18 protein-coding genes are annotated in these 19,552 nt (G+C 65.1%); 9 read left to right on the forward strand and 9 right to left on the reverse strand.

Annotated elements, in window-relative coordinates; all coding sequences use genetic code 11:
- Positions 1-13: 13 nt before the first annotated feature.
- From G6N31_RS04885 to G6N31_RS04900, 4 genes are read right to left on the reverse strand one after another with little or no spacing between them, the layout of a single operon-like run.
- Positions 14-427 carry a Zn-ribbon domain-containing OB-fold protein gene (locus G6N31_RS04885; RefSeq protein WP_098003446.1) on the reverse strand — a complete coding sequence of 138 codons (414 nt, stop codon included), beginning with the start codon at positions 425-427 and terminating at the stop codon, positions 14-16.
- 1 nt (position 428) lies between these two features.
- Positions 429-977, reverse strand: a complete 549-nt coding sequence (locus G6N31_RS04890; protein WP_098003445.1) for a MaoC family dehydratase — start codon at positions 975-977, stop codon at positions 429-431.
- 33 nt (positions 978-1,010) lie between these two features.
- Positions 1,011-2,192, reverse strand: coding sequence for an acyl-CoA dehydrogenase family protein (locus G6N31_RS04895; RefSeq protein ID WP_098003444.1), 1,182 nt, complete (start codon positions 2,190-2,192; stop codon positions 1,011-1,013).
- A complete protein-coding gene (locus G6N31_RS04900; protein WP_098003443.1) occupies positions 2,192-3,406 on the reverse strand; it encodes a cytochrome P450 in 1,215 nt (404 codons plus the stop codon). Before G6N31_RS04900 ends, G6N31_RS04895 begins: the two co-directional genes overlap by 1 nt.
- A gap of 218 nt (positions 3,407-3,624) precedes the next feature.
- On the opposite strand from G6N31_RS04900, the gene G6N31_RS04905 reads away from it, so the two are divergent.
- Both G6N31_RS04905 and G6N31_RS04910 read left to right on the forward strand, forming a co-directional pair.
- Positions 3,625-5,085, forward strand: a complete 1,461-nt coding sequence (locus G6N31_RS04905; RefSeq protein ID WP_098003442.1) for an aldehyde dehydrogenase family protein — start codon at positions 3,625-3,627, stop codon at positions 5,083-5,085.
- 149 nt (positions 5,086-5,234) lie between these two features.
- Positions 5,235-7,619, forward strand: coding sequence for a CaiB/BaiF CoA transferase family protein (locus tag G6N31_RS04910; protein ID WP_098003441.1), 2,385 nt, complete (start codon positions 5,235-5,237; stop codon positions 7,617-7,619).
- Positions 7,620-7,751: 132 nt separating this feature from the next.
- Here the strand turns inward: G6N31_RS04910 and G6N31_RS04915 are convergent, their stop codons facing one another.
- From G6N31_RS04915 to G6N31_RS04925, 3 genes are all read right to left on the reverse strand, one after another.
- A complete protein-coding gene (locus G6N31_RS04915; protein ID WP_098003440.1) occupies positions 7,752-8,228 on the reverse strand; it encodes a MaoC family dehydratase in 477 nt (158 codons plus the stop codon).
- Positions 8,225-9,415, reverse strand: coding sequence for an amidohydrolase family protein (locus G6N31_RS04920; protein WP_098003439.1), 1,191 nt, complete (start codon positions 9,413-9,415; stop codon positions 8,225-8,227). Before G6N31_RS04920 ends, G6N31_RS04915 begins: the two co-directional genes overlap by 4 nt.
- A 93-nt stretch (positions 9,416-9,508) precedes the next feature.
- Entirely contained in the window at positions 9,509-10,144 is a 636-nt protein-coding gene (locus tag G6N31_RS04925; RefSeq protein WP_098003438.1) for a cysteine hydrolase family protein, read from the reverse strand.
- A 49-nt stretch (positions 10,145-10,193) separates the two neighbouring features.
- On the opposite strand from G6N31_RS04925, the gene G6N31_RS04930 reads away from it, so the two are divergent.
- Positions 10,194-10,634, forward strand: coding sequence for a nuclear transport factor 2 family protein (locus G6N31_RS04930; protein ID WP_098003437.1), 441 nt, complete (start codon positions 10,194-10,196; stop codon positions 10,632-10,634).
- Positions 10,635-10,640: 6 nt separating this feature from the next.
- Here the strand turns inward: G6N31_RS04930 and G6N31_RS04935 are convergent, their stop codons facing one another.
- Both G6N31_RS04935 and G6N31_RS04940 read right to left on the reverse strand, forming a co-directional pair.
- Positions 10,641-11,546 carry a TIGR03619 family F420-dependent LLM class oxidoreductase gene (locus G6N31_RS04935; protein ID WP_098003436.1) on the reverse strand — a complete coding sequence of 302 codons (906 nt, stop codon included), beginning with the start codon at positions 11,544-11,546 and terminating at the stop codon, positions 10,641-10,643.
- Entirely contained in the window at positions 11,543-12,664 is a 1,122-nt protein-coding gene (locus G6N31_RS04940) for an acyl-CoA dehydrogenase family protein (protein WP_098003435.1), read from the reverse strand. The genes G6N31_RS04935 and G6N31_RS04940 overlap by 4 nt, the downstream gene beginning before the upstream one ends.
- Before the next feature lie 194 nt (positions 12,665-12,858).
- Between G6N31_RS04940 and G6N31_RS04945 the strand changes: the two genes are divergently transcribed.
- From G6N31_RS04945 to G6N31_RS04970, 6 genes are all read left to right on the forward strand, one after another.
- The gene (locus tag G6N31_RS04945) at positions 12,859-14,055 is read left to right on the forward strand and encodes an amidohydrolase family protein (RefSeq protein WP_098003434.1); all 1,197 of its coding nucleotides are present in this window, start codon (positions 12,859-12,861) and stop codon (positions 14,053-14,055) included.
- A gap of 6 nt (positions 14,056-14,061) precedes the next feature.
- Positions 14,062-15,036: an acyl-CoA dehydrogenase family protein gene (locus G6N31_RS04950; RefSeq protein ID WP_098003433.1), complete on the forward strand. Its 975-nt coding sequence runs from the start codon at positions 14,062-14,064 to the stop codon at positions 15,034-15,036.
- Positions 15,033-16,232, forward strand: a complete 1,200-nt coding sequence (locus G6N31_RS04955; RefSeq protein WP_098003432.1) for an acyl-CoA dehydrogenase family protein — start codon at positions 15,033-15,035, stop codon at positions 16,230-16,232. Before G6N31_RS04950 ends, G6N31_RS04955 begins: the two co-directional genes overlap by 4 nt.
- Positions 16,232-17,797, forward strand: coding sequence for a class I adenylate-forming enzyme family protein (locus G6N31_RS04960; RefSeq protein WP_098003431.1), 1,566 nt, complete (start codon positions 16,232-16,234; stop codon positions 17,795-17,797). The genes G6N31_RS04955 and G6N31_RS04960 overlap by 1 nt, the downstream gene beginning before the upstream one ends.
- Positions 17,794-18,672 carry a mycofactocin-coupled SDR family oxidoreductase gene (locus tag G6N31_RS04965; RefSeq protein ID WP_098003430.1) on the forward strand — a complete coding sequence of 293 codons (879 nt, stop codon included), beginning with the start codon at positions 17,794-17,796 and terminating at the stop codon, positions 18,670-18,672. The genes G6N31_RS04960 and G6N31_RS04965 overlap by 4 nt, the downstream gene beginning before the upstream one ends.
- Positions 18,673-18,749: 77 nt before the next feature.
- On the forward strand, positions 18,750-19,535 hold the full coding sequence (locus G6N31_RS04970; RefSeq protein WP_234815284.1) for a hypothetical protein: 786 nt from the start codon (positions 18,750-18,752) through the stop codon (positions 19,533-19,535).
- Positions 19,536-19,552 lie beyond the last annotated feature (17 nt).

Raw genomic sequence — 19,552 nt, forward strand, 5'->3', positions numbered from 1 at the left:
GTTCTGCCTCAGTTCAGCTCACGGGCCGGAACTGGTGCAGAACCAGTTCGTCACCACTGGGAAGTGCTTCGAATGTCTCGTAGAAGACCTCGACAGGCATGCCGGTTTCGATGTCGCCGGGCTCGACGTCACACAGGTTGGACACGATGCGTACACCCTCGTCGAGGTCGATCAGGGCGACGACGTAGGGGTATTGCAGGAATGGCAGTGGCGGGTACTGCGGCATGACGAAGCTGTACACCGTGCCGTGCCCGGACGACACGACGTAATCCCAGTCGAGTGACTGACACTTGCCGCACATCGGCCGGGGCGGGACGCGCAGAGTCTTGCAATTCGCGCATCGCTGGATGCGCAGTTCGCCCTCTTTGAGTCCCGACCAGAAGAACTCCGTGTCCGGGCTGATCGACGGGGCAAGTCGCTGGGCCATCTCAGTCCCCCGTCTTGAATCGCAGTGTGCGGAAACGCTGCCGTCCGATGACCTCGCCGTCCTGGTTGCGGTACGTCGTCATCCAGGTGACGAAGAAGCCCGTTCCCATGGCGGTCTTCTTCTCATCTGAGATGGTCTCGAAAACGGTTTCGGCCGTGAGGTCGTCACCGACACGTGGGTAGCGTTCGATCTCGAACTCGGAGTTGGTGGCGACGATGCCCGTGTAACCGGCGTCTGCGAGGAACTGCAGCGGATTCTCGCCCAGTTCCACGGGGACACCGCCCCGGTCGTGGATGCCCTCGAGCTTGGGGGGCGCCATCGTCCACGACTGCAGCATGACCGGCGGCGACACGATGCCGCCGTAACGTGAGTTCTTGGCGAAGTCCTCATCGAGATACGCGGGGTTGAAGTCACTGAGCGCATAAGCCCAGTGCCGGATCATCGGCGCGTTCACCGGGTCCGGCGACGTCACCGGTTGCCCCGAGCTGATCGGTTGGCCGATGAGCGCGTCGAGTCGCCGGCGGAGTTCGTCCTTGTCGACCTCAGTCACTTGTCCGTCCTTTTCCTAGATGGAGGGTTCACTTCAGGACGCCCGCACGTCGCGAGGTGCCCGTGGCATCCCGAGACCGGCCATCGCGATGATGTCGCGTTGGAGCTCGTTTGCTCCGCCGCCGAACGTGTTGATCACCGCCAGACGGAAGGCGGCCTCGAGTTCGCCTTTGAGGGGGGCGGCTTCGTCTTTTCGCACAGCGGCATGACCGACTACGTCGAGCAGCTCACGGGCCACCTGCTGGGTGAGCTCGGTGCCGAAGACCTTTGCTGCAGAAGCCTCGGCCATGCCAAGGGCGCTGGAGCCCATGTTGGCGTTCACGCGCAGGTTGAGCAGCCGGTACGCCGAGACCTGTGCTTCGACTCGAGCCAGGGCCTGCTGCGCCCAGGGTTGATCGATCACCTTCCCGTCGTCCAGCGAGGTCTCGCGGGCCCACTCCAGAGTCCTCTGGAACAGCGGCTCGAGCGCTCCGAGATTGCCGAGTGCTGCGCGTTCCAGATTGAGCTGGTTGGTGACCAGTTTCCAGCCTTCGTTCTCGCCCAGCACGATCGAGCTGGCCGGAACCCGGATGTCGTCGTAGAAGGTGTAATACGTCGTCACCCCGGGCATGGTGTGCAGTGGCTTCCAGGAGAAGCCCGGGTCACTGGTCGGGACGATGAACACGGTGATGCCCTTGTGCTTCTTGGCGTCCGGATCGGTGCGCGCGGCCAGCCAGATGTAGTCGGCGAACTCCGCGCCGCTGGTGTACATCTTCGAGCCGTTGATCACGAACTCGTCACCGTTGCGAACCGCGGTGGTTCGCAACGATGCCAGGTCGCTACCGGCGCCGGGCTCGGAGTATCCGATGGCGAAGTCGATCTCGCCTTTGAGGATGGCGGGCAGGAAGGTGTTCTTCTGCTCGTCGGTGCCGAACTGGATCAGCGTGGGGCCCACGGTGTTCAGGGTGATCATCGGCAGCGGCGCATTCACCCTTCGAGCTTCCTCGCCGAAGATGTACTGCTCCATCGCACTCAGGCCGTGGCCACCGTACTCGGTCGGCCACGCGACCCCGAGCAGACCCGCTGCGCCCAGCGCTCGGCGCACCTCGGCGATGGCGGCGCCGCCTTCCATCAGTCCGGCCACCGCAGCCCGCCGTTCGGGGGTCATGACCGCCTCGAGGCGTTCGCGATAATCCTTGCGTAGCTGGATCTGGTCCGGTGTGTAGTCGAAGTCCATCAGATACTCGCTCCCAGGCGTACCGGCATACTCTTGACCCCTGGCACCATGGTGGCGCGCAGGCGGGTGACATCCCCGGTCAGCTCGATGGTCGGATAGGTACCCAGTAGCACCTCGAACATGATCCTGGCTTCCATCCGTGCCAGCTGAGCGCCGAGGCAGGCGTGTTCTCCTGCTCCGAAGGCTATGTGCGGGTTGGGATTACGGGTGATGTCAAACACTTCACTGGTGGGCCCGAAGATCTCCTCGTCCCGGTTGGCCGAGCCGTAGAGCATGACGACCGTGTCGCCCGCCTTGATCTGCTGGCCCCGGATCTCGACGTCCTGGGTTGCCCGGCGCGCCATGTGGGTGACCGGGCTGGTGAAACGCAGCATTTCCTCGACTGCGCACGTCATGAGGTCGGGGTTGGCGCGCAACAATGCGAATTGGTCGGGGTTCTCGATCAGCGCGAGCGTGCCGAGGGCGATGAGATTGCGGGTGGTCTCATTGCCGGCGACGAGTAGCAGGAAGGAGAAGTTGAGCAGGTCCTGGTCGGTGAGGCGCTCACCGTCGACTTCCGCCGCGGCCAGGATTGACAGAAGGTCGTCCTGCCCTGACAGTTTGCCGCTTCTGCGCAGTGTAATGAGTTCGGTGAAGTACTCGTACAGCTCGCCGAGCGCGACCAGATGATCCATCTCGATATCAGGATCCGCTGCACCGACTGCGGCGTCCGACCAAGTCCGAAACTGCTCCCAGTCCTCGGGCGGGGCACCCAGCATCTCGGCGATCATCCGAGTCGGTAATGGAGCGGCGATCTCCTCGGCGAACTCATAAGGACGGGACGGATCGACATCGTCGACGATGCCCTTGACGATTTCCCGCACCTTCGGCTCCAGCAACGTCACCTGGCGCCGGGTGAAACCGGCGTTGATCAGCTTGCGCAGCTGCCTGTGCCGGGGCGGATCGGTGAATATCAGGTTGCCCTCCTGGATGGGCTCAGGCATGGAGGGGTCGGGGATGGTGATCCCCTTCGTCGACGAGAACAGCAACGGATGCCCCGAGACGTAGCGGATGTCCTCGTACTTGAGGAGAGCCCAGAATTCGGTGGTTTCGTTCCACACCACAGGAGTCGAATTGCGAAGCTCTGCGTATGCCGGGTAGGGGTCGCCGGCGTAGAAATCCGGCGAGTGGAGGGGGACTGTGGTTGTCGGCACCTCGGGCCTTCCGCTTGTCATGAGGCAGATCGGACATATCAGGCTAATGTGTCCGGCAGATTCTGTGTCTACCGTACGACGTGTCGACGTGTCAATTAGCGTTTACGCAGTTCAGCTGTCCTTGCGTTGACTCCTGACTGTCGTTGGGTGTACACACAAACTGCAAATGTAGGTCTGCCTGAGAATGGCGGCGCACGCCCTTGACCGCCCACGCAGACCAGGGAGGCGCGACAAACTCGATGGCCGAAACCCGTCCTCTGGTGGACACGTACGGACTCTTCATCGACGGCCGCTGGGTCGAGCCCGACGCGGGCCGCTACGACGTGACCAACCCCGCTACGGAGAGGTCGATCACCTCCGCACCGGATGCCAGCGTCAGTCAGGTGCAGGACGCGATCGCGGCGGCGAGGTCGGCATTCGACTCCGGCCGTTGGAGCGGACTGGATCCTGTCGAACGCGCACGCTGCATCCAACAACTCAGCGATGCGATGCTGGCCCGCGCCGACGAGATCAACGCGTTGGCGCAGGCTGAATGGGGCTGCTCGGCAAACGAGCGCATCATCCATGTGGAGGGCCCGGCCTTCATGGTCGGTCATGCCGCGGAGCTCGCCGTGGAGCCGGCCGAGGCGCCGTTGGATGCCTGGGGCGCGGCAGGCAGGACGTTGCTTCGTTACGAGCCGCTGGGCGTAGTGAGCATTCTGACCCCGTGGAACTTCCCGCACACGCTCAACGCCATGAAGGTCGGGGTGGCACTGGCCGCGGGCAACACCGTGGTGCTCAAGCCCTCGCCGCTCACGCCACTGGCCGCTCTGGCGCTGGCCCGGCTCATCGACGAGGAAACCGACATCCCTCCCGGCGTGGTCAATGTCGTGACTCCCGCGAGTGTGGAGGCCAGTCGGACACTGACGGTGGACCCACGGGTGGACATCGTGAGCTTCACGGGAAGCTCCGCAGTGGGGCGCAATGTGATGGCCGGCGCCGCCGAGACCATGAAGCGCATTCTGCTGGAATGCGGCGGGAAGTCAGCGTCGGTGCTGCTCGACGACGCGGAAGTCGACGAGGAACTGCTGCAACGCTTGCTGTTCGAGGGTTGCACACTGCATGCCGGGCAAGCGTGCATCCTGAACAGCCGGCTGCTCGTTCCAGACGCCCTGCACGACGACGTCGTGAGCGGACTTGTCGAGCTCGCGAACGGCGTGGTGATCGGCGACCCCGCCGACCCGGAGGTGACGATGGGCCCACTCATCAGTCGCGAACACCTGGAACGGATCGAAGGATTGGTAGCGCGGGCCGAACGAGACGGGGCCACTGTGGTCACGGGCGGCGGTCGGCCGAAGCATCTCAAAGAAGGCTTCTATTTCGAGCCGACGATTCTCACCGGCGCCACCGCTGATTCGTACATCGCGCAGGAAGAGGTGTTCGGACCGGTGCTGACGGTGCTCCGTTACAGCGATGTCGACGAAGCCGTCTCGATCGCCAACAACTCCCAGTACGGGCTCGGCGGCGCGGTGTGGGGCGGTGACGTCGACCGCGCGCTGGACGTCGCCCGGCGAATACGGACCGGACAGATCTCCATCAACGGGACCATTCCGGGTGACGCGCCGTTCGGTGGCTTCAAGCAGAGCGGTATCGGCCGCGAAGGTGGCGTATTGGGATTGCGGTCGTACATGGAGCCCAAGGCGATCGGGGTGCCCGCGTGAGCGACGCTTGCGGAGCGAACCATCAGGCACCGAGCGACGCTTGCGGAGCGAACCATCAGGCACCGAGCGAAGCTTGCGGAGCGAACCATCAGGCACCGAGCGAAGCTTGCGGAGCGAACCATCAGGCACCGAGTGGGCCGCTGGCCGGGTTGCGCGTCGTCGAAATCGGCAGCGAGATCACCGCTCCCTACTGTACGAAGCTGCTGGTAGACCTCGGTGCCGACGTGTACAAGGTCGAACTGGCGCCAGGAGACCCGATGCGTGGGTGGGGTACCCCGCTGCCCAACGGGGTCGGGCACGGTGGCCTGTTCGACTATCTCAACGCCGGGAAGCACGGTGCCACAGTCGAACTCACATCGGACACCGGGTTGGCAGCGATGCACCAGCTGGTGGCCGGCGCGGACCTTCTGGTCGAGAACCTCGCGCCTGATTCCCAGCAGCGGTGGGATCTGGGTCTCGACTCGGAGAGTCTCGCCCGACTCAATCCGCGTCTGACGGTTGTGCGAATCTCGAACTTCGGCCAGGATGGTCCGGCGCGGGACCGGGAGGCGACACCGCTGACGCTGCAGGCCGCGTCCGGCTGGGTCAACGAGCGTGAGCCGGGCCGGCCGCCAGTGCAGGCCGGAGCCCGCATTCCCGAATACATCGCGGGCTCCTACGCTGCGATGGCCGCACTCACCGCGCTGAGAATCGCAGCGGGTGGGGTTGACCGGCCGGTCGAGGTGGACGTCTCGGTGTTCGAGGCGCTGCTGTCGACGCTGCCCTACCCGATGCTGCTGGCCGAGCGTCTGATGAAGATGGGGTTGCCCGGCAACGCCAAAGGAGCGCCGATGCTGGGCATTGTGCGCGCTGCCGACGGGTGGGTCGGTATCAACTGCCTCACCGGTCAGCATTGGCTGGATGTGTGCGCGATGGTGGGGCTGCCGGAATTCGGTGAGCATCAGATCGCCATCATGATCGGTGGCCCGGAGCGCGAGGAGTTCTTCGATAAGTCGAACCCCTGGCTGGAGTCGATGACCGTCGCCGACCTCGTCGAGCTCAGCCAGGCGTTGCGCATCCCGGCGGCGCCGGTGACGGACGGACAGTCCATCCTCAGTTGTCCGCAATATGCCGAGCGCGGTTTCTTCATCGATCTCCGTGCTGATCCCGCGCTGGGCGGCTATGTCAGGCCGGGGGCGCCCTTCCGGCTGTCGAAGACACCGGTGGGGGCGCCGCGGCCGGCGCCTTCCCTCGGGGCCGCTGCAGCAGGGTGGGACGACGGGGCCGGTGTGTCGCGCCGGGATGCCGCGTTCTCGACCCCTTCGGACGTGGTACTGCCCTTCGCCGGATTGAAGGTCTTCGACCTGAGCACGTTCTGGGCCGGCGCCTACCTGACCTGCTACCTCGGCGCGTTCGGAGCCGATGTCGTCAAGGTGGAGTCCATCCAGCGTCCAGACGGACACCGATACTCGGGCTCGCTGTTGCGCGAAGGTGACGACTGGTACGAACGCGGCCCCCTGTGGCAGGGAACAAATCTCAACAAGCGCGACATCACCCTGGACCTCTCTTCGGAGACCGGTCGCGAGCTCGCGCGGCGGATGGCGGCAGAAGCTGACGTGGTGGTGGAGAACTTCTCTCCGCGCGTCGTGGAACAATTCGGCCTCGACTATGACTCATTGGTCGAGATCAACCCCGACGTGATCATGGTGCGGATGCCCGGCTTCGGGCTCGAGGGCCCATGGCGGGACTACGTGGGATGGGCCCTGAACATCGAGCAGTTGTCCGGGATGTCCTCATCGACCGGATATCCCGACGGACCGCCGTGCAACCTCCAGGGCCCGGCCGATCCGATCGCCGGCGTACACGCCACCGTCGCACTTCTGGCGGCGCTTGAACACCGCGCCCGGACAGGTGAAGGGCAACTGCTCGAGGTTGCCCAGATTGAGGTGGGCGCCGCGGTGACGGCCGAACCCGTCATCGAGTACTCGCTGACAGGTCAAGTGCAAGCACGGGAGGGCAATCGTCGCCGCGACTATGCGCAAGGCGTGTACCCGACGGCCGTCGACGACGAATGGGTCGCGGTCTCGGTGCGCGACGACTCCGACTGGGCTGCCCTCGCAGAGGCCCTCGGGCATCCAGAGATATTGTCGGACAGTCGTTTCGGCAGTTCTCAAGCGCGACTGGACAACCACAATGCCTTCGATGAGGTGGTCGCAGGATGGACCCGCACGCGACCACCCGCAGACATCGCCGATGAACTGCGATTGCGCGGCGTCCCTGCCGAGAGGCTGCTGACAGCTGATCGCATGTACGACGTCGAGCAACTCGACGCGCGCAGCTTCTATCAGGAGCTCGAGCATCCGATCACCGGTAGGCATCGTTTTCCCGGTTGGCCTTTTCGCATCACCCCGGGACCAGATCGACACCACCGGACGGTCTCTCCAACGCTCGGCCAACACAACATCGAAGTCCTGTCCGAGTTGGGCTTCTCAGATAGGGAAATTGCCGCACTTCGGGAACAGAAGATCATCGGTGAGCGGCTGTTGAATTCCTGACGGGACATCCGCGCAGGGACAGGCAACTGCTGCCTGGCTGCTCACAGGGCAAACGCCGAGGACGCTATCGACCGGGGGAGCCAAACGGCCCCGGACGCACGCGCACGGGTGACGAGTGCAGATCGCCCCCGGTCAGGCGTCGACCATCGCGGCTATGGTGTCGACCACGCAGGCAGGTCGATCGGAGCCCTCGACCTCGACGGTGACCCGCACCGTCGCGCGACCGCCCTTGTCGTTGCGGTCCACCTTGATGAGTTCGGCGCCCGCTCGGATACGTGAGTCGACGGGCACCGGAGCCGGAAACCGGAGCTTGTCCACGCCGTAGTTCACCTGCATCGACAAACCAGTCACCCGATAGATCTGCTGGACCAGGATCGGTACCAGCGACAAGGTCAGGTATCCGTGCGCGATCGTCTTGCCGTAGGGTCCCTCGGCGGCCTTCTCCGGGTCGACGTGAATCCACTGGTGATCACCGGTGGCCTCGGCGAACAGGTTGATCTCCTGCTGGGTGACCTGCCGCCAGTCGCTGTATCCCAGGTGCTCGCCGACATGAGCTTCGAAGCCGGCGATCCCCTCGTACGTCGTCGGCGTCGGGGGTGCCTGCGTCATACCTTGACCTTGAGCCTCAGCTGCTCGATGGCGTTGCCGCCCATGATCTTCGCCTTGCCCTCTTCGGAAATACCGTCGAGGCGGTCGACGAAGCTGAGCGGATCACCGATGCCTTCGGGATGCGGGAAGTCCGATCCGAACATCACGTGGTCCTCACCCATGATCTCGACGATGGACGCGACGTCGTCCTCGAGGAAAGGATGGATGTACACGTTTCGCTTGAACACTTCGACAGGATGTTCGTCGAACTCCTTGGGCATCACGCGGTAGGCCTTGTCCAACTGGCGGAGCAGGTTCTTCACCCAGCCGCTGCCGTTCTCCACGACGAGTACCCGCAGATCGGGGAACCGGGAGAGCGCACCGTGGCAGATCAACGCGGCCAGCGTGTCTTCCATGGCTCGGAAGCCCATGACGACCTCGCGCAGCGCGCTCGGCTTGAAGGACAGGTACTCGTCTCCGCCCTCCCACTCCATCAGGTGCTTCTGGTACCCGCTGTCGGAGGCGTGGAAGGTGACTGGGATGTCGGCCTTGACGACCTCGGCCCAGAACGGGTCGAACTCCGGCAGGCCCATGGAACGGGAGCCGCCGAAGCGGCTGGGCACCGGCGCCGGACGCACGAGGAAGGTCTTCATGCCGCGCTCGAGGGCCCAGTGGAACTCCTTGATCGCTTCGTCCACCAGGGGCAGGCAAATGACGGGAGTGGCGAAGATCCTGTCCTCGTAATTGAAGGTCCAGTGCTCGTGCATCCACTCGTTGAGGGCGTGGATGATCGCGTGAGTGAGCACGACGTCATCAGTGGTGCGCTCCTCGATGAGGCTGGCGAGCGTCGGATACATCACGCACTGGTCGATGCCCAGCTCGTCCATCAGCTCGAGCCGGGGGCCAGGTGACTGGTAGGCGGGGATGACATCCATTGCGTCGCCGATGAACTCGCGAAAATTGAGCCCTTCGGGGTTGTTTCCGAGGAAGTAATCTTCAGCACTGCCTGGGCGCGCCACGCGCTCGAAGGTGGGATTCGGGATCATGTGGCTGATGTGGTCTTTGACGACCAGCTTGGGCCGGCCGTTGACCTCGACGTAGCCCACCTTGCCCTTGTGTTGCTTCGGCAGGTACTTCAGCAGGGCGTCCCTCGTCTCGTACATGTGGTTGTCGATGTCGAAGATCGGGTACGGAAGTCTGCGGGTCATCTGGATGATTCCTCCTCAGAGCAGCGAATATGAGCATTTACGCTAGATGAGAACGACGTTATCACCTACGCGCGACAACCTCCATATCGGGGGTCAAGATGGCACGAATCGCGCCCAGGTCTGCGTGATCGCGTCGGTGGTCGTGACGGTCGCCAACAGCGCCAGGGTGTTGTCGATGACCGCCTCGGCATACTCGCGGGGGACGCCGGCGACCGCGTCGCGGGGCAGCACGAATTGATAGCCACGGTTGACCGCGTCCATGACGAAATTCGTGATGGCGACATTGACCGAGACGCCCACCCCGACAATCGTCCGGATCCCCATGTTGCGCAGAACCGAATCGAGATCCGTGCCCGTCATCGGCCCGAGACCGTGGGTGCGGGTCAGTACCAGATCGCTGGCCTGCTGCCCGAGCTCGGGGATCAGTGACGCGCCCGGACCGCCCGGGGTGAGATCGGCGGTGAAAGATTTTCCTGCTGCGAACAGCCTGGCGTTGGTGTTGGACCCGCGTCCGTCCGGGCGCCGTTGGATCAGACAGTGCACCACCGTCACACCTGCCGTCCTGGCTGCGGAGAGCAGTGCGGAGATGTTGGTGACAGCTTCACGATGGGCTTCTTCGGCGAGCATCGGGAGGCAGGCCTGGGCGCCGATGACGCCACCTTGGCACTCCTGGGTGACCAGAGCGGTGCTGGCGGGATCGAGCAGTTCGGCGAGCTGCGGTGCAGGCATGAGAACAGACGTTATCGTGTGGTGGAGACGAAGTTCCAGAGGAGTGCTCATGCAGATGTGGGAGCTGGGGGTTCGCGAGTCGGTGCGCCAGACGCTGGCCGACTACACCGCGGCCACCGACCGGTTCGATCTTGGTGCGCTGGCCGCGTGCTTCGGTGCCGAAGGTGTCCTCGAATTCACCGGGGGGCACGAACCGCTCATCGGCCCCGAGGCGATCGAGGCCGGGCTCGGCGCGGCGATGGGCGGACCGCGCGATGCCGGTCGACCTGCGCCCACCTTCGTCCGCCACCATCTGGCGAGCGTGCGGTTCGTCTCGGTCGCCGCCGACCGGGTGGAGACCAGCAGCTACTTCGCGGTGCACACCGACATCGGGTTGGACCATTGGGGCCGTTACCGAGATGTACTGGCGCCGGTGGGGGAGCGATGGCTGTTCACGTCACGCCGGATCAGCGTCGACGCGTTCGCCAGGGACAGCCTGATGGCCCAGTGACCGAGGTCAGCCGGCAACGATGAACTCTTTGGCGAACGCCTGTGCGCGTTCGATGACTTCGCCGCGATCACGTCCGCCCGGCGCGATCGGCAGCCACGTCACCCCCGCCGAGGTCAGGCGCTCGAGGATGCTGTGGCGCTCATCGGTGGACTTGTCGTCATCGAGCAGGTTCCCGGCAGAGAAGCAGATGTCCAGCGGTTCGCTGCGGCCGATTTCGGCGGCGTAGGACCGTGCCCACGTGATCGCCGACTCCAGTTCCTCGATGGTCGAGATCTCGGCGGTGCGCGATGCCGTCGCATAGCCGAAGGTGTTGAACGGGGCCCAGCCCTGGCCGCGGGATATCGCACGCCGGACCGCGGGCTTGCTGTTTCCGCCGATCCAGATCGGGGGCGGCGACGAAGGGACCGGGCGCAGGCGCACACCGCGGGTCTGGAAGCTCGAACCTTCATAGGCGACATCCTCGCCGGACAGTACTTTGCCGAGGACGTCGAGGGCTTCGTCGAGTAGTGCGCCCCTGTTATCAAAATCGACTCCGAGAGAACGAAATTCAGGTTTGAGGTAGCCTGCGGCGGTGCCGATGATCAGCCGCTCGCCGGACAGGACCTGCAGACTCTGGATCGATTTCGCGCCCAGCAACGGATTGCGGTAGGCCGCGATGTAGACGTTCGTGAGCAGCTTGATGCTCGACGTGGCCGCGGCGGCGAAAGACAGCGCGACGAACGGGTCCAGTGCGTGATGTCCGCCGTGGTCAAGCCACTTGGTGTCCGGTGCGGGGTGGTCGGTGACGTGCACCGCCGAGTACCCAGCGGCCTCGGCGGCCTGTGCCACCTCGGTGACCGCGGCCGCGGAGACGAACTCCGCCGGATCCTCCACCCGCTGGGTGGGGAGCTCGAGCGAGAATGACAGGGTCACAGTTTTCCTTCCGGCTGGTGACGTGGCGACGAGACGAGGTCTGCCAGACGTGCGAGATGGTGATCGGGACTGCCGAACATCAGCTCCGTGGCCTTGGCCCGGCGGACGTAGAGGTGGGCGTCGTGTTCCCAAGTGAACCCAATACCCCCGTGAATGCGCATGCTGTCAAGTGAGACGTGCAGCAGTGCTTCAGAGCAGGCCACTTTCGCCACCGACGCGGCCACCGCGCGTTCGCCGTCATCGGTGGCCTGGGCAGCGTGGAACACCGCTGACCGGGCACCCTCGACAAGCACCAGCATGTCGGCACACCTGTGCTTGATGGCCTGAAAGCTGCCGATGGCGCGGCCGAACTGGATACGCTCTTTGGCGTAGCCCACCGCGGTGTCGAGGCAGCGTTGCGCAGCGCCCAGCTGCTCGGAGGCGAGTGCCACCAGCGCGAGGTCGCAGGTGCGTGCCAGGCCTGCGGCGGCTTGGCCGTCAGCACCGATCAACCGTGCGGCGACGCCGTCGAAACCCAGCCGCGCAACCTTGCGGGTGCGGTCGAGCGTGCTCAACGGCTCGCGGGTGAGCCCCGCGGCGGAGCCCGAAACGGCGAACAACGACGTGCCATTCGCCGTGTTGGCCGCCACCAGAATCAGGTCTGCGGTGTGGCCGTCGAGTACCAGGCCGGCGTCGCCGAACAGCCGGTAATCCGCGTCGTCTCGCTGCGCGGTGATCGTCACTGCGCTGGGATCCCACGCTGCGAGCGAGCTATTGAGCACCAGGGTTGCCACCTGGCTGCCGTCGAGAAGCGCCGGGGCGAACTCGTCGATCGCGGACTCGTCGCCGCTGTCCAGCAACGCCTGCAGTGCCAGCGCGACGGTCGCGAAGAACGGCGAACACAACAACGCCGCGCCCATCTCCTCGAAAACGACCGCCAGTTCCGGCATGCCCGCTCCGGCGCCGCCCCAATGCTCGGGTGTGGCGATGCCGTGCAACCCGAGCTCATTGGCCATCTGTCGCCACACCGCTTCGTCGTAGCCCTGTTCGGTGTCCATCAGTGTCCGCACCGCCGGACTGGGCGAGGCCTGCTCCAGGTAATCGCGAACCGCTGTTCGGAACGAATCCAGTTCACTCATGCCCGGGACTCGTCCGCCGGTTCAGCCTGGGGTGTTGGTGGTGTCATATCTCCCTCGAGTGCACAGAGCGTCGGCGTGTCGCAGCGACTACCGGTGGACGAAGCCTGACCGACCCCGGGATGGGCATTTGCGTACGAGGATAGTATGTTTTCTGAAATTGGAGAATAATCATTCTCGCTCGGAAGGAATGCGCCGTGACGACCAAACTCGACTACGGGATCTTCGACTGCGATACCCACTGCTACGAGACACGGGACGCGTTTACCCGCTATCTGCCCAAAGAGTTTCAGGACAGGGCGATTGCGCCGGTGCGCGCGGCCGACGGCAAGGAAGTGATCCTGGCCGGGCATCGGGTGGCCACCTTCAACAGCGAAGCAGGGCTCGGCTTCGATCTGGCTTACCGACCCGGTTCGCTCAAGGAGATGCTCAAGCAGATGGGCTCGGGCAACCCCGAGGAGACCTACCAGCCGCAGCCCATGCAGCCTGAATGGCTTGAACGCGAGCCGCGGCTGAAGGTGATGGCGGAGCAGAACGTCGAGCGCGCGGTCATCTTCCCGGCGGGCATGGCGCTGGCCGCCGAACACTACGTCGACGACACCGAGGCGCTCTATGCCAACCTGCGCTCGTTCAATCGATGGTTCGACGACACATGGGGTTTCAACTATCAGGACAAGATCTACGCCACGGCGTTGTTGTCGCTGCGCGACTTGGAGTCGTCGATCGCCGAGGTCGAGGCCATCATCGAGCAGGGAGCCAAGATGGTGCTGCTGCCCACCGGGCCTGCCCACGGCCGCTCGCCGGGTGACCCCTACTTCGATCCGATTTATGCACGGCTCCAAGAGGCCGGCTGCACCCTGGTCTTCCACATCCAGCCGTTCTGGTACTTCGACGCGATCTCTCCGGCATGGGGCCACAACCCGGACCCGGCCGCCTGGCACATGTCAGCCTGGCAGTGGATGAACATCTACGGTCAGCGCCCGATCGAGGACACCCTGTCGGCACTGATCTTCGACAACCTCTTCGGCCGCTTCCCGGGTCTGAAGGTGCTGGTGGCCGAGCACGGTGCAGAATGGGTGCCGCAGTTCGTCATTCACATGGACAAGAGCCGCGGGATGGGGCGTAACGGGCCGTGGATCGGCGGAAAGCTGACCGAGAAGCCGTCGGAGATCTTCCGCAGGCATGTCGGTGTGGTGCCTTACCCCGAAGACGACATCCCGAAGATCGTAGATCGGCTCGGCTACGACGAATGCTTGTTGATGGGTTCGGACTACCCGCATGCTGAGGGGTTGGCAGAGCCGGCCGACTTCGTCAAGCTGCTCGACCCGCTCGACGACGCGGCCAAGAAGCGCATCATGGTGGGCAACGCCGACCAGTTGCTGCGCCGGAGCTAGTGGCCGGTGGCCCCGGATGATGCGGCCGACGTCGACCTGGACCTGTTGAGGTCCTCGGCGCGCGATTTTCTGGCTGATCGCGGTGACAAGGATTCGGTCGAGGATCTAGCGCAGCTGGACTGGACTTCTCTGCTGGTCGATGAGCAGTACGGAGGCGCGGGCTGGCTGCCGGTGGAAACCGTCGTCATCGCCGAGGAGCTCGGCCGGGCCGGTGACCGGTCGCCGTGGTTCGGCACGACGGTGGCTGCCGCGGCAATGACGTCGGCACCACCGGAAGTCCGTGATCGCTGGTTGCCTTCGCTGCTCGACGGAACCGTTCGGGCCGGCCTGGCATTGGCCGGTAGCACTGTCCGGGTGACCAGCGCCGATGCGTTGCGCTTGGTGATCACGCTGGGCAGTGCCGGGATCCAGTTGTTCGAGCTGTCCGACACGACGTCCAACAGCCGCGACGACGAGTTGCTCGACGTCGACCGTCCCGCCTGGCGGGTCGAGCTGGGGGGGACCGAGGGCGTGCCCGTCGGGGATACTGAGCGGGCGGACGGGTTACTCGCGGTGGCCAGGGTCCTGCTCAGTGCCGATTCCCTCGGCGCCCTGGCTACGACCTTCGAGAGGCTGGTCGCCTACCTCAAAGAGCGGATCGCCTTCGGTGCACCCATCGCCAGCTTCCAGGCCGTGCAACACCGACTCGTCGACCTGCTGGTCCTCGAAACGAAGGCCCGCGCGGTGATCATGAAAGCGGCCCGTTCGCTGGTGTCCGAGGAGGTGACCGGCGAAGCCATCGCACTGTGCGCGGCGGCGCACGCGTTCGTGACGGCGAACGCGGCGGCTGCCGTCGACGAATGCATGCAGCTCTCCGGTGGGATCGGATTCACGTGGGAGTACCCCTTGCACAACGAGCTGCGTCGTGTGTTCACCAATGCTCATCTGCTCGGAACGGCCCGGTCGAGCCGGTCGGCCTACGCGGCGGAGGTCGGCTGGTGAGTAGCGGCGGACGCCGGCCCGACGCAGATCAGCTGGCCGACTTCAGAGCGCGGGTGCGGACGCACGTCGCCGACCACGCTCCACCCTTCGAGGCGCGGGAGGGCCGGCGCGCGCCGGAAAGTGCCGAACAGGAGGCAGCGCTGCGCACCTGGTTCGCCGGTCTGTTCGATGCCGGATTCGTCGGCGCGGACTGGCCCGTCGAGTATGGCGGCAGCGCCGACCACCATCCTCTCCACGATCGCATCGTCAGCGAGGAGATCCTGCGTGCTCGCGCCCCCCGGCCGGTCGACCAGGTCAACCTGGCAGCCCACGTGCTCCTGCATTTCGGCTCGGAAGAGCAGAAGGCCGTGCTGCTCCCACCGATCAGGCGCAGTGAACACGTCTGGTGTCAGTTGCTCAGTGAACCCAACGCGGGCAGTGATATCGCCGGGGTGCGGTGCCGGGGCGTTCGCAACGACGACGGCAGCTGGGTGCTCGATGGGCAGAAGACGTGGATCACCGACGGGCATTGGGCCGATATGGGACTCGCCCTGATCAGGACGGATCCCGCGTCGAGCCGTCACCGGGGCCTCTCCGCGTTTGTCGTGCCGTTGTCGGCGCCCGGCGTCGAAGTGCGCCCCATCCGCACGATCAACGACGCGATCGAGGTCAATGAAGTGTTCCTCGACAGCGTGCGCATACCTGCCGACGGTCTGATCGGAGAGGTCGGCCAGGGGTGGTCGATCATCATGGCGGGACTGGACTTTGAGCGCTTCGGTATCGGCGGCAACGTGATCCTGCTCGAGTTGCTGATCGACGATCTCGTCACGGTCGTGCGGCACGCAACCCTGGAAGGGCGACCCGCGTTCGACCACCACGACATCCGGCAGACCGTGGCGGAACTGGCGGTTGAAGTCGAGGTGGCCAAAGCGTTCATCGACGACCATGTCGAGCGGATGATCGTCGGCGCTGACCAGGTCGGCGATGGGTCGATCGCCAAGCTGAGCTTCGCCGAAACCTATCATCGGGTTTCGGCATACGGCGCCGAACTCAGCGCGACGGTGTGTACCGTTGCCGCCGATGCGAGCGTCGAGAAGGCCAAACAACGCCTTCGTGAATGCTGGCTGTGGTCACGGGCCTACACGGTGTCCGGCGGTAGCTCGGAGATGATGCGCAACATCCTGGCCAAGCGTCGGCTCGCACTGCCGAGCGGCTGATGACGGGCAGCGGGACCTTCTGGGGCCTGGTCGACACCGCGGCTCGACAACACCCTGATCGGGTGATTCTCGTCGATGATTTCGGCCGCAGTCTCACCAACGCAGAGCTGCATTCTGCCGCGCTGCACACCGCTGCGGGACTTGCGGGGCGCGGGGTGAGCACCGGCACGGTGGTGTCCTGGCAGCTTCCGACAACGTTGGAGGCGATGGTCGTGATGGTGGCGTTGGCCCGCCTGGGCGCGGTGCAGAATCCCATCCTCCCGATCTGGCGGGAAAGTGAGGTCGGCTTCGCGACAACCCAGCTCGCCACCGAGGTGCTGATCGTTCCGGGCGTGTGGAGAGGGTTCGATCATGTCGTGCTCGCCGACGACCTGGCACGCGAACGGTCGATGTCCATCGAGGTTGTCGATCACGCCGTGCCGATCACCGAGGGCCTGCGGCTTCGCGGCGGCGATCCGGCGACGCTGCTTCCGCCACCGGCCTCGGCTGAGGAAGCACGCTGGGTGTACTACTCGTCGGGCACGACTGCCGCTCCCAAAGGGGTTCGACACTGTGATCGCTCGGTCATCGCGGGATCGGCGGGGGTGGTGGGGATGGTGGGCGCCTCCAGCGCGGATGTCAATCCGATCGCCTTCCCGGTGACGCATATCGGCGGCGCTGCGATGCTGGCCGCGAGCCTGTTGACCGGCATGCGGTTGGTGCTCTTCGACACTTTCGACCCGGCGCGGACCCCGAAAGCGATCGCCGATCACGGCGCCACGCTCCTGGGGTCGGCCACCCCGTTCTTCGTTGCCTACGTGGCTGCGCAGCGCGAGCACGGGGCCGATCCGCTGTTCCGCAACCTTCGCGGCTGCGTCGGGGGCGGAGCACCGATCACCGCCGAACTGGGGCGCCAGGTGCGCGAGACGCTGTCGGTGCCGGGAATCGCGAACGCGTGGGGCCTGACCGAGTTCCCCGTGGCCACGTCGCCACCACCCGATGGCGATGCATACACCTTGGACCACACCGTCGGGTGCCCCGTCCCGGGAGTGCGCGTGCGGGTGGTCGACGACTCGGAGCGAGAAGTCGCCCTCGGCGAGGTCGGCGAACTGCGGCTCAAGGGCCCACAGTGTTTCCTCGGCTACGTCGACGCCTCGCTGGACGGGCAGGCTTTCGACGCCGAAGGGTGGTTCCGCAGTGGGGATCAGGGCCGGCTGGACGGCGCCGGCAACGTCATCCTCACCGGACGGCTCAAGGATGCCATCATCCGCAACGCCGAGAACATCTCCGCCCTCGAGGTCGAAGAAGTGCTCGCCACCCATCGCGCCGTCGCGGATGTGGCGGTGATCGGGGTCCCCGATGAGCGCACCGGCGAACGGGTGTGCGCGGTGATCGTCGCGCATCGCGATGAGACGGTGACGCTCCAGTCGCTGTTCGAGCACTGCCGGGGCAGCGGACTGAGCAAGCACAAGTCACCCGAGTGCATCGAGTTCGTCGACGAGTTGCCGCGCAACAGTACCGGCAAGGTGCTCAAGACCGAATTGCGAAAACGGTTCTGCCGACGCCAGACAGAGGAGAAACCATGACAGGAAGACTCGAGGGTAAGGTCGCGTTCATCACCGGAGCTGCCCGTGGCCAAGGCCGCGCGCACGCGCTCGCGATGGCGCGGGAGGGTGCCGACATCGTCGCCGTGGACATCTGCTCCGACATGGCATCGAACCCGTATCCCCTTGCCACACCGGACGATCTCGGTGAGACCGAGCGCGCGGTCAAGGAACTCGGTCGTCGCGTGTACGCCAGGGTCGCCGATGTCCGTGAACGGCCCGCCCTCCGGGAGGCGCTGGACTCGGCGCTGGCCGATTTCGGGCGCCTCGACGTCGTCGTCGCCAACGCCGGCATCCTGCCGATGGCCATGGGCTCGCCCCACCCACAACATTTCGTCGACGCCACGGACGTGGACCTGGTCGGCGTCTTGAACACGGTGGCGGTGTCTCTGCCGCACCTCTCGGACGGTTCGTCGATCGTCATCACAGGTTCCACCGCCGGAATGATGCCCGGAAATGCCGACAGCCCGGAGATGGGTCCTGGTGGTGCCGGCTACGCGTGGAGCAAGAAGACCCTGATGGAGTACGCCGAGCAGATGGCGATTCATCTGGCGCCCAGGTTCATTCGCGTCAACGTCATGCACCCGACCAATGTCAACACCCACCTACTGCACAACGACGGGATCTACGGGGTGTTCCGGCCGGACCTGGTCGCGGAGGGCAAGAAGCCCACCCGTGAGGACGCCGATCTCGCGTTCACCTACTTTCAAGCCATGCCGATTCCGTACGTCGAGCCGGAGGATATCGCGAACCTCGCCGTTTTCCTGGCCAGCGACGAGAGCCGATACATCACCGGACAGCAGATCCGGGTGGACGCCGGCTCCTACCTCAAGTTCCCGAACGGACCGGGAAAGTGAAGGTTCGCGACATCAGAGATCTGACCTCAGATCCCGGTGCGTATGCCGCCGAGCTGCAACGCCGGTGGGGCGGGTTGTTGAGCTACCGCTACATCGGGCGCCATCACGCCTCCATGAACGTCGGGCCCGTGGATGACACCGTGACCGTCCGCCACGACATGCGCGATGTCACCGGAGGAATCCTGCTGAGCGTCTTCGGCATCGCGGCTCCTGAGGGCGGTTTGGTGTCGGACCTCGAGGCCGTTCCGAACCCTGTGGTGCACTCCTGTCAGGTCCTGGACGCGGGCGAAGATGTGAAACGGTTCGAGGTGCGCACCGAGGATGTCAAACGCGGACAACGGATGTCCTACAGCAGGTCGCTGATCGTCGATGCCGATCAGCCCGGCCGCGTGCTGGCGATCACCGAGGGTCAGGGCGTAACGATCGGCGTCCCCCCGGAGGGGCTGCAGAAGATGACCGTCGAACCGCTGGACGTGGTCGATTCGCCTGACCTGCCGCCGCTCTGGCAGGTGTTCGGCGGGTCTCAGGTGAACGCCACAACGTGGTCCCTGCCCGAACTGTCGGCAGAGGTTGCCTCTCCGGACGCCGCGCTGCACGTGGGGCCCCAGTTCGTAATGACCGAGACGGCGGCGCGCAGCAGTGTCACCGAACTCGCCGGAACGGGTGCGCTCGTCGGCGTCTCGTCGCACACCATGTTCGTTGCCAGGGCGAAATCAGGCCCGTTCACGTTTGCGGCAAAACCCATTGCAGGAGCCGATACCTTGTTCGGAGCGCGGACGCAGGTCTACGACGAGGGTGCGGACCGCAAGCTGGTTACCGTTGCCACACACGTGTTTCGGCGCGCTGAACAGGGCGGCGCATGAGTCCTTCGCTGGGGTGG

It is taken from the genome of Mycolicibacterium duvalii (assembly GCF_010726645.1).
Taxonomy (GTDB): domain Bacteria; phylum Actinomycetota; class Actinomycetes; order Mycobacteriales; family Mycobacteriaceae; genus Mycobacterium; species Mycobacterium duvalii.